Below are 10237 nucleotides of genomic sequence, written 5' to 3' on the forward strand. Positions count from 1 at the left end.
CCGTCCCGTCCGCGATCGGGACGGGACGTCGCCACAACCTCAGCGCACCGCCGCGACCGCCGCGTGCTGCAGCGCCAGACCGGCCTGCCAGCGCTCGATGAACGCCGCGTAGTCGGCGATCTCGGCGTCGGTCGGCACGACCGGCTCCACCGCCGCCGCCGCGAACACCGTCTCGTCCAGCCAGGTTCCGAGGTCACGCCCGGCCGCGGAACCGTCGGCGACGGCGCGCGTGTACGCGGCCAGCAGGGCGATGCCCCACGAGCCGCCCTCGCTCGCGCTCTCACCGACGGCCACCGGCGAGCCGACCGCCGCGGCGAGCGCGCGCTGCGCGATGCCACCGGTGCGGAACAGGCCACCGTGGGCGAACATGGTGTCGACCGCGACGCCCTCGCTCGCCAGGATGCGCATGCCCAGGCTCAGCGTGCCGAACACGCCGAACAGCTGGGCCTTGGCGAAACCGGCCAGGGTGAGCCGGGATCCGGGGGTGCGCACGAACAGCGGGCGGCCCTCGTCGGTGCCCGCGATCGGCTCGCCGGACAGCAGGTTGTAGGCCAGCAGGCCGTCGGCGTCGGCCTCGAGCGCGCCGCCGAGCACCGCGCCGAAGATCGCGTCGGAGTCGGCCTGCACGCCCAGCGCGGCGGCGAACTCGCCGAAGATGCCGACCCAGGCGCCCAGTTCGCTGGAGCCGTTGTTGCAGTGCACCATCGCGACCGGCAGGCCCTCGGGAGTGGTGACCACGTCGATCTCGTGGTGCACGCCACCGAGGGGGCGCTCGAGCACGACCATCGCGAAGATGCTGGTGCCGGCGCTGACGTTGCCGGTGCGCTCGCTCACCGCGTTGGTCGCGACCATGCCGGTGCCCGCGTCGCCCTCGGGCGGGCAGAGCAGGGCGCCGGGCCGCAGGGTGCCGCTGGGGTCGAGCAGGGCCGCGCCCTCTTCGGTGAGCGTGCCCGCGTCGGCGCCGGCGGCCAGCACCGGCGGGAGCAGGTCGAGCAGCGGGGCCTGGGCACCGTGGGCGGCGGCGAGCGCGTCGAAGCGGGCCAGCAGGGCGCTGTCGTAGCCGCCGGTGGCCGCGTCGATCGGGAACATGCCGGAGGCGTCGCCGACGCCGAGCACGGTGCGCCCGGACAGCAGCTGGTGCACGTAGCCGGCCAGGGTGTTGAGCGAGGTCACCCGGGCGACGTGGGCCTCCCCGTCGAGCAGGGCCTGGTAGTGGTGGGCCACCGACCAGCGCAGCGGGATGTTCACGCCGAACTCCTGCGACAGGGTCGCGGCGGCGGGCCCGGTGTTGGTGTTGCGCCAGGTCCGGAACGGCACCAGCAGCTCGCCGTCGGCGCCGAAGGCCAGGTAGCCGTGCATCATCGCCGAGACGCCGAGGGCGCCGTAGCCGGTGGGCGTCACCCCGAAGGTGCCGTTCACCTGCTTCACCAGGTCGGCGTAGGCGTCGCGCAGACCGGCGTGCACCGCCTCGAGGGAGTAGGTCCACAGCCCGTCGGCGAACTGGTTCTCCCAGGTCGAGGAGCCGGACGCGAGCGCGGTGCCGCTCTCGTCGATCAGTGTGGCCTTGATCCGCGTCGAGCCGAGCTCGATGCCGAGCGCCGTGCGCCCCTCGGCGATAGCCGTCTGCACTGCCTCAGCTGTCCTAGCCGATTCCATATCCCAGTCCCGTCCCGAACCACTCTGTCGCTTTGAACTTCAGCCCCACATGATCCCGGTAACCGGGACGCGGGTGCACACCAGGGCGGGGAGTGGGTCAGCGGCCCTGTTCGCGCAGCCAGGCCCAGGCCTCGCCGAGGGCGCCGTCCAGGTCGGTGCTGCGCAGTTCGTCGACCACCGCGTCGGGGATCGGGTAGCGGGCGTCGGCCGTGCTGGAGGCGAGCAGGGCCGCGAACAGAGCGTTCTCGCCGAGGGTGCGGCGCAGGGCGGGCACCACCTCGTCGTACTGGTTGCGGGCCAGCTCGGCGAGCGCGTCCGCCACCCAGGGGGTGCCGGTGCGGGTGCCCAGCGGGTCGGACGGGTCGAGGGCCGCGAGCGGGTCGAGCGGGGCGTCGTAGGTGGCGTCGGCGCCGGCGTGCACCCCGATCCAGAACGGCTCGGCGCGCGGGTAGCTGCCGACCAGGCCGGCGGCGGGCACGCTGTAGCCGGCCTCGTCGTCGGGGCCGCCGTAGGCGCCGAAGGCCTGCTGGTGGAACCGTGAGCGCAGCTTGTGCAGGGCGAGCACGGAGGCGACGCCGCGCACGTGCTCGACCTGGCTGCGGGTGCGCACCAGGCCCTTCTCCTTCAGCACCGACCAGAGGAAGACGACCAGGTCGTTCTCCGGGCCCGGGTGCCAGGTCGCGGGCAGCTCCTCGAGCAGCACCGACAGGTCGCCCATCACCTCGCCGGCGTCGAGCGGCTCGATGTCGTCGTCGGGCTCGTCGTAGACCAGGCGGGGCAGGGTGGGCGTGACCGGTTCGCCGGGCCCACCCCGCAGGTACGACAGGCTGCGGGCGACGAGGATGTCGGTGACGTCCTCGTCGAGCTCGGCGAACTCGGCGATCCGGCGCAGGGCGGGCATCCACCAGCCGGTCAGGCGTTCACCGAGGCGGTCGGCGGCGAAGTCGACCGCGAGGGCCCCGCGCACGACGTCGAGCAGGCCCGGGCCGTGCTTGTCGAGGAACAGGAACCAGTAGGGGAACTGCGCGTCGAGGTGCTGCAGGAAGGTCCGGACCTCGGTGATCTCCCACAGCGGCTGGCCCCGGTCCTCGTAGCCGGTGACGTTCAGCGACACCGCCTCCACCGCTCGCCGCGTCAGCGGCGGGCTGGTGAGCAGCGGCGCGAGCACCCGCAGGACGCCGGACACGTCGCGGGCGCGGACCTCCTGACGGGTGACGGTCACCGACCACTCGCTCTGGCCCGACGAGAGCATCCGGTGCGCCGACGCGTCCGCCATCTCGGTCGGCACCAGGGTCTCGACGTCGTGCAGCGCCTCGTCGCAGGCACGCACGATCGCGGTGCCGAGCGCGCGGGCGTCCTGCGCGCTGGTGACCCGCAGTTCGGTGAAACGGCCCTCGACGCTCTCGATGTCGGCGCGGTGGCCGAAGCCGTCCTGGCCGAGCTCGGCCCGCACCACCGTGCGCACCGCGAACTCGGAGGCGATCGTCTGCCGGCGCCGGTCGAAGGCGAGGCAGCGCTGCTGCGTGACGACGTGCAGGCGACGCTGGGAGTGGTCCTCGGGGATGATCGCGCGGATCTTCTCCCCGGCGCGCAGCAGCGGCTGGACGGTCAGCGCGACGACACCGGCCGCCATCGGATCGAGCATGGTCCCGGTGACCATGGGTGATCCGGGCGCCGGCGTTTCATCCCTTCCTGACCTGTCCGACATGCCTTCCCGCGCGATTTCCACACATGTGACCTTATGCAACGCGGGCGCCGATCCGGCGGACCACCCCACCGAACGGCCGATCCGTCTTTCGGCGGGCCGTTCACCGCACCTGGCCCCGGCACCGCAGCCGGGCTGGGCAGCCCCCCTCGTCACCCCCACGCTGGAGAGGGATGACGAGGAGGTCACCATGACCGTGACGCAGCCGACGAGCCCGGCCCGGCACCGCTGGGCCGACTGGGGCCCGGTCGCCGAGTTCACCCGCGCGCAGCGCCCGGCCGGCGCGGTCGGGGTGCCCCGCCGCTCGAACGGGTTCCGCACCACGCCGCACGAGCTGACCCTGAAAGACCGCGCGGGCGCTCACCGTTACCTGATCAGCGCGCCACACCCGACGACGACCACGGCCGCCTGGCACCTGCACCTGCTCCTCGACCAGCAGTGGCCGGTGGCGCTGCGCGAGCGCCTCGCCCCGCTCGGTGACGTGTACGTGTTCGAGCAGCTCGGCTGGCCGTACACGAGCTCGCTGCCCGCCGTGCCGGTCGGTGAGCAGGGTCGGGCGCTGATCGCCGACCACGCCGACCTGCGCCGCTGGAACGCCGCCCGCACCGCGCTCACCGAGCTGGCCGGGGAGATCGGCGACAGCATCCGGCACGACTGGACCGAGGCCGACGCCCTGCCCGGGCGTCTGCTGCCCTGGCGCCGCCGGGCCTGGCGCGACGCCCTGGAAGCGCACGCCGGCCGCCTGGTCGCGGCCTACGAGGAGTACCGCCCCGTGATCCCGGAGATCGAGGCCGCCCTCGACGCCACGGCCTCGGCCCTGGCCGACGTGAAGACCCGGCTGTCGGTCGTGCACGGGTGGTACGGGCGCACCCGCTGGCAGCTGGTCCCGGCCGGTGACGAGTCGTTCCGGCTGGTGCGCCCCGACCTGGATCCGCAGGCCCCCACCCGACGGGCCGGGCTGCTCCACGACGTCCAGCACCAGGCCCGCGACCTGCGCTTCGGCCAGCTGAAAGCGGTGCTGTGGGACGAGGCCTCGGTGCGGTTGTGCGACCGGGAACTGGCCGATGCGTCGGCCGACCTGCCGCGGCCGGTGCCGCGCCCCGGTGATTCCGCCGGGCCGGAACCCTCGTGGCGCAGCGAGCAGCTCACCTCGACCGGCGATCCCCTGGTCACGCTGGTGCCGGCCACGTTCGACGGGGTCTACCGGATGCGTCTGGGCACCCCGCCCGACGAGCTCACCGACCCGGTGAGCCTGGAGGCCGACCGGCATCGCGAACGCGAACGCCAGGAGCGCGAGAAGGAGCAGGAACGGCGCTGGCGCGAGCGGGTGAACCGGCCCGGCGGCAGCTGGCCGACCACTCCGGGCAGCGGTGACTTCGGGGCCGGGCACGGCGGTGGTGACCACGGCGGGGGCGGGTACTCCGGCGGCGGGCACAGCGGGGGGTTCGGCGGGAGCTTCTGACCTCAGAACACCTGAGCCGCAATCCGTTTCAGGTGCGACGCAGCACCGAGACCACCTTGCCCAGGATGCGCGCCCCGTCACCGTCGATGTCGGCGTAGGCCGGGTTGCGCGGCTCGAGGATCACGTGACCGTCGCGGCGGCGGAACACCTTGACCGTGGCCTCGTCGTCGATCAGGGCCGCCACGATGTCACCGTTGTACGCCTCGGGCTGCTGCTTGACCACGACGATGTCACCGTCGCAGATCGCCGCGTCGATCATCGAGTCGCCCCGCACCCGCAGCGCGAACAGGGTGCCGCGCCCGACCAGCTCACGCGGCAGGGCGAGCACCTCGTCGAAGCTCTCCTCGGCCAGGATCGGGGCGCCGGCCGCGATGTCACCGAGCACCGGCACACCCGTCGTGACCGGCTCGCGCTTCTCCTCACCGCCCAGGAACATCCGCACGTCGACCGGCCGGGTGGCCCGGCCCCGGCGCAGAAAACCGAGCCCCTCCAGCGCTTTCAGGTGCCGGCTCACGGTCGAGGTGGACGCCAGGCCGACCGCGTCGGCGATCTCGCGGGTGCTGGGCGAGTAGCCGTTGCGCAGGGCCGACGTCCGGATGACCGCGAGGATCCGGCGCTGCCGGTCGTTCAGGACGGACGTGTCCAGGTCTTCAAGCACGTCCGGATTCTGCCAGAGGCCGGACTTGCCCCTCCGGGCGGACCGGCTGCCCGCGAGGACACCCGTGGCGCAGGTCACATCGTGACGCTGGGTCGCAGGTCGGACACGCTCACCGACCGCTCGCCGAAGAATCCCGCCCCGGGCGGGCATTGACGCGCGAGCCGCCGCGTCCGTTCCTGGTGCCCGAGGTCCGTCCCGTCACCGCAGGCCCGTTCGCCCGTTCGCAGGCACTCGCAGGCACTCGCAGGCAGGAGAGCACCACGCCATGAAGGCAATCCGCACCGCCGGTCTCGCCGGTTCCCTGATCGTCGTCGTTCTCGCCCTGGTCGCCCCCACCCCGGCACACGCGTCCATGGTGGACGCCGCGGTCACCTCGGTCTCCGAGGTGCCGGGCGCGAGCGTCCCCCCGGTGAGGATCACCGAACCCGGCACCTACTCCTACGAGTTCGCGGCGCGGGTACCGGCCGGCGGCCGCCTGCAACCGGTCGACGCCGACACCGGGTCCCGTTTCTCCAGCGAGGTTCTCGTCGAGAACGCGGCCGGTGACGTGGTCGGCGCCTACGACGCGCCCTACACCGTGACCGAGGACGGCGCGTTCCTGCCGACCACCTACCGCATCGAGGGCACCTCCCTGATCCAGACGGTGACGGTGGACGCGTCGGTGAAGCTTCCCGCCTACGTGCTGTTCTCGGACTACACACCGACAGGGACCACCCCGGCCGCCACCTCCAGGGGCGTCACGCCCCTGGCCGCCACGTTCGTGAGCGTGCCGTCGGACTACGTGTACAACCCCGACCTGGGCAGCCTGCACGACTACTGCACGAGCTCCCCGGACTCGTTCGGCAGCGCCGACTTCCGAGGCCCGTGCGCCCGGCACGACCTGTGCTACGAGGCGCCGGGCGACCACAAGGCCGCCTGCGACTCGGCCCTCAAGAGCGACCTCGTCACGAACTGCAACTACGCCTACGGCTCGCTCAACCCGCTGCGGGGCACCTGCCAGGGCGTGGCCAACGTGTACTACGCGGCGGTGACGGCCTTCGGCGACGACGACTGAGCCGACTAGGCCCTGTCCTGGCGCAGGCGCGCCGGCGCCAGGTAGGGCTTCTGACGCCGGCGCTGCCGCAGGTACTCCTCGTAGGCCGCGGTGGTGCTGTCCAGGTCCGAGACCTCGCTGACCGGCACGTCCCACCACGACTCGCTGTCCGGCGAGGGCACGAGCGGGTCGGTCTCGACGTGGATGAGCACCGGCCCCCCGTCGGGCGGCGCCGCCTTCGCCGCCCGGATCGCCGCCGCCAGCTCCGCGGACGAGCGGGCCTCGATGACGTGCACCCCCAGACTGCGGGCGTTCGCGGCCAGATCGACCGGCAGCCGGTCACCGTCGAGACCGTGCGCGCCCCGGAACCGGTACCGCGTGCCGTAACGCTGCGAGCCCAGGCTCTGCGACAGCGAGCCGATCGAGTGGAAACCGTGGTTCTGCACCAGCACCACGACGACCTTGACCCGCTCCTGCACGGCCGTGACGAGCTCGGTCGGCATCATCAGGTAGCCGCCGTCGCCGACCATCGCGAACACGTCCCGCGAGGGGTCGGCCAGGCGGATCCCGATCGAGGCCGGCACCTCGTAACCCATGCACGAGTAACCGTATTCGACGTGGTAGCCGCGCCGGTCGCGCACCCGCCACAGCTTGTGCAGGTCACCGGGCATCGAGCCGGCCGCGCACAGCACCACGTCCCGGGGGTCGCTCAGCTCGTTCACCAGGCCGAGCACCGTGCTCTGGGCGAGCGGCTGCTTCTCCGGCGAGACACCGGCCCTCTCGACCGAGGAGTCCCACGCCGACCACAACCGGGCCTGCTCCGCCCGGTACTCCCCCGGCACGCTCCAGCCCTCCAGCGCCGCGGTGAGAGCGGTGAGGGCCTCACGGGCGTCGGCGACCACCGCCAGCCCGGCCTGCTTGCCCGCGTCGAAGTTCGCGACGTTGACGTTGACGAACCGCACCCCCTCGGCCTGGAACGCGGTACGCGAGGCGGTGGTGAAATCGCCGTACCGGGTGCCGATCCCGATCACCACGTCGGCGTCGCGGGCGATCGCGTTCGCGGCCGTGGTGCCGGTCGAGCCGACCGCCCCCATCAGCTGCGGGTTCCCGTGCAGCAGCGAGCCCTTACCGGCCTGGGACTCCCCCACCGGGATGCCCGTCGCCGCGCAGAAGGCCTCCAGTGCGTCCTCCGCTCCGCTGTAGTGCACCCCGCCGCCGGCCACGATCATCGGCCGGTGGGCGGCGCGGACGATCGCGGCGGCCCTTTCGATGACGGACGCCTCGGCCGGCGGGCGCGCGACGTGCCAGTCCCGGTCGTGGAAGAGCTCGAGCGGCCAGTCGTGGGCCTCGGCCTGCACGTCCTGCGGCAGGGCCAGGGTGACGGCACCGGTCTGCGCCGGGTCGGTGAGCACCCGCATCGCGTTCAGCAGCGCCGAGGGCAACTGCTCGGCCCGGGTCACCCGGTCGAAATACGCCGACAGTGGCCGGAAAGCGTCGTTCACCGTGACGTCGCCGGCCTGAAGGTGCTCCAGCTCCTGCAGCACCGGCGCCGAGCGGCGGGTCGCGAACGTGCCCGAGGGCAGCAGCAGCACCGGGATCCGGTTGATCGTGGCCAGCGCCGCGCCGGTGAGCATGTTGGTCGAGCCGGGCCCGACCGAGGCGGTGCACACCCAGGTCCGCAGCCGGTCGCTCTGTCTCGCGTAGCCGACGGCGGTGTGCACCATGGCCTGCTCGTTGCGGGCCAGAACGTAGGGCAGGCCGGGGCTCTCACCGGCCTCCAGCGCGGCCCGCTCGTGCTGCAACAGGGCCTGGCCGATCCCGGCGACGTTGCCGTGCCCGAAAATGCCCAGGCAACCGGCGAACAGCCGGCGCCGCACCCCGTCCCGCTCGGAGAACTGATGGGTGAGGAACTCGACCGTGGCCTGGGCCACCGTCAGACGCACCGTTGCGCTCATGATCGCACTCCCCCTCCGAAAGGCAGTCGCGGATCGGGTTCCTGCCCCGGCCAGGTGCCCCGCACCCAGCCGTGGCCCGGATCGTCACGGATCAGCCAGTCCCGCTCGTCGCCCGGCCCGGCCATCACGTTGAGGTAGTACAGGTCGTAACCGGGCGCGGCCATGGCCGGGCCGTGCCAGCCGTGCGGCACCAGCACCACGTCACCGGTGCGCACCTCGGCGAACACGTCGATCGGCCGCTGCGCGGTGCCGTAGACCCGCTGATAGCCCACCGGATCCGCGCCCTCGACCACCGCGCCACCCTCGACCCGCGTCTCGAAGTAGTAGATCTCCTCGAGCTCGGCCTCCTGCCCGGGCCGGTGCTCGTCGTGCTTGTGCGGCGGGTACGAACTCCAGTTCCCGGCCGGGGTGATCACCTCGCAGACGATGATCGAATCGGCCTCCAGCACCCCGGGCACACCGAAGTTGCGCACCTCCCGGGTGCTGGCGCCCGCCCCACGGATCTCCACCGGCACACCGGTCGCCGGGTAATACGTGAAGGGCAGCTCCGCAACAGTTCTCGCCGCGCACACCGCCACCCGGGTCCCGGCGGCCCCCGAGAGCCCCAGGCGCGCACCGGAGGGCACGTAGGCGACGTCGGTCGGGCCCACCCACACGCTCTCACGCCCGTCCAGACGCACCGTGTGCCGCTCCCCGGAAGCGGCCGCCACGTCCACCGTCACCCCACCGCTGAGCGGCACGACCACGAATTCCCAGCCGCTCCCGGGCATCTCGTGCCGCACCCCCTCGGCCAGGGTGACCACCCGCAGCCCGGTGTGCGCCCAGCCCTCGACACGATCGTCGATGAGCACGTCGCAGCCCTCACCGGCGGCCGTGCCCAGGGGGCGCTCCCAGGCGCTCATCCGTGCACCAGGCCGGCCGCGACGTCCACGGCCGCGGCGACGTCACCGTCGGGCGGGTACAGCAGCGCCCGCCCGACGACGAGCCCCCGCACCGCCGCCAGTTTCAGCGCCTCCGCCCACTGCGTGTACGTGTCCTGCGGATCACCCTGGGGATCACCGCCCAGCAGCAGCGACGGCAGTGTGGTCGACTCCATCACCCGTTCCAGCTCGGCCACGACCGGCAGCTTGAGCCAGGTGTGCGCGCTGCCGGCGCCCAGCCCGGAGGCGATGCCGATGGAGGTGATGGTGCTGTCCGGGTCGAGCAGGTTGCGGACCTTGCCGCTCGGGGCGTCGCGCACCGACAGGAACGGCTCGATCATCGCGACCAGCCCCCGGGCCGCGAGCGCGTCCACCGCGCGGGCGGTCGACTCGAGCGTGGCGACGGTGCCCGGATCGTCGAGGCAGATGCGGGTCAGGGTCTTGCCGCCGTCCAGGCCGCGGGCGGCGATCTCGTCGGCGGTGTACCCGGTGAAGCGGTCGTCGAGCTCGAACCGGGCGCCCTGCAGCCCGCCCCGGTTCATCGAGCCGAAGACCAGCTTGCCCTCCAGGGCGCCCATGAGCAGCAGGTCGTCGAGCACGTCGGCGGTGCCGAGCACCCCGTCGACGCCGGGGCGCGACAGGGCGGTGGCCAGGCGCTCGAGCAGGTCGCGGCGACGCCCCATGGCCAGGGCGTCACCGCGCACGCCGAGCGCGCCGCGGGCGGGGTGGTCGGCGGCCACGACGAGCAGCTGCCCGTCGGGAGGCAGCAGGTCGCGGCGGGTGCGGGAGGCCCAGGCCGACCGGATGCGCTCGGGGTGCCGGGCGCGGATCTCGGTGAGGTCCAGCAT

The 10237-nt window shown here is 73.1% G+C and carries 8 protein-coding genes; 2 read left to right on the plus strand and 6 right to left on the minus strand.

What is annotated here, in order from left to right; translation table 11 throughout:
- Positions 1–39: 39 nt before the first annotated feature.
- Both J2S57_RS34395 and J2S57_RS34400 read right to left on the minus strand, forming a co-directional pair.
- Positions 40–1656 carry an FGGY-family carbohydrate kinase gene (locus J2S57_RS34395; RefSeq protein ID WP_370882529.1) on the minus strand — a complete coding sequence of 539 codons (1617 nt, stop codon included), beginning with the start codon at positions 1654–1656 and terminating at the stop codon, positions 40–42.
- A gap of 97 nt (positions 1657–1753) precedes the next feature.
- Positions 1754–3316, minus strand: a complete 1563-nt coding sequence (locus J2S57_RS34400; RefSeq protein WP_307250636.1) for a hypothetical protein — start codon at positions 3314–3316, stop codon at positions 1754–1756.
- 235 nt (positions 3317–3551) lie between these two features.
- Here J2S57_RS34400 and J2S57_RS34405 point away from each other — a divergent pair, with 235 nt between their 5' ends.
- Complete coding sequence (locus J2S57_RS34405; protein WP_307250638.1) at positions 3552–4823, plus strand: hypothetical protein; 1272 nt, start codon at positions 3552–3554, stop codon at positions 4821–4823.
- 28 nt (positions 4824–4851) lie between these two features.
- On the opposite strand, the gene lexA is transcribed toward J2S57_RS34405, so the two are convergent.
- Positions 4852–5631: a transcriptional repressor LexA gene (gene lexA, locus J2S57_RS34410; RefSeq protein WP_370882530.1), complete on the minus strand. Its 780-nt coding sequence runs from the start codon at positions 5629–5631 to the stop codon at positions 4852–4854.
- Positions 5632–5746: 115 nt separating this feature from the next.
- Between lexA and J2S57_RS34415 the strand changes: the two genes are divergently transcribed.
- Positions 5747–6535 carry a phospholipase A2 gene (locus J2S57_RS34415; protein ID WP_307250642.1) on the plus strand — a complete coding sequence of 263 codons (789 nt, stop codon included), beginning with the start codon at positions 5747–5749 and terminating at the stop codon, positions 6533–6535.
- A gap of 5 nt (positions 6536–6540) precedes the next feature.
- Here J2S57_RS34415 and iolD read toward each other — a convergent pair whose 3' ends face one another.
- The 3 genes from iolD to J2S57_RS34430 are packed head-to-tail and all read right to left on the minus strand — an operon-like array spanning position 6541 to position 10237.
- A complete protein-coding gene (gene iolD, locus J2S57_RS34420) occupies positions 6541–8469 on the minus strand; it encodes a 3D-(3,5/4)-trihydroxycyclohexane-1,2-dione acylhydrolase (decyclizing) (RefSeq protein ID WP_307250644.1) in 1929 nt (642 codons plus the stop codon).
- Positions 8466–9371: a 5-deoxy-glucuronate isomerase gene (iolB, locus tag J2S57_RS34425; RefSeq protein WP_307250646.1), complete on the minus strand. Its 906-nt coding sequence runs from the start codon at positions 9369–9371 to the stop codon at positions 8466–8468. Before iolB ends, iolD begins: the two co-directional genes overlap by 4 nt.
- Complete coding sequence (locus J2S57_RS34430) at positions 9368–10237, minus strand: Cgl0159 family (beta/alpha)8-fold protein (protein WP_307250648.1); 870 nt, start codon at positions 10235–10237, stop codon at positions 9368–9370. Before J2S57_RS34430 ends, iolB begins: the two co-directional genes overlap by 4 nt.

This window comes from Kineosporia succinea (assembly GCF_030811555.1).
Taxonomy (GTDB): domain Bacteria; phylum Actinomycetota; class Actinomycetes; order Actinomycetales; family Kineosporiaceae; genus Kineosporia; species Kineosporia succinea.